Genomic DNA, 231 nt, shown 5'->3' on the forward strand with positions numbered 1-231 from the left:
GAGGGAATCGCCAGCCCGCAGGCGCTGTTGGAGTACGACTTCCGGTCGGTGCTGACGCCCGAGGCGGTCAGCTCGGTGTTCGATTCGCTGAGCGTCGCCGCCAACACGTTCGCCTTTCTCGGCGTCGGCGCGATTCATCTGTTCGTCATGATCGCGTTCGCGTTCTACCTCCTCCGGGACGGTCACCGCCTGCGACGGTGGGGCCAGTCGATGTTCGCCGACGACCACGGC

1 protein-coding gene is annotated in these 231 nt (G+C 66.2%); it reads left to right on the plus strand.

What is annotated here, in order from left to right:
• Positions 1 to 231, plus strand: a 231-nt coding sequence (locus HKX41_13880) for an AI-2E family transporter (protein NNC25222.1), incomplete at both ends; no start/stop codon positions are given.

The organism is Salifodinibacter halophilus (assembly GCA_012999515.1).
Lineage (GTDB): Bacteria > Pseudomonadota > Gammaproteobacteria > Nevskiales > Salinisphaeraceae > Salifodinibacter > Salifodinibacter halophilus.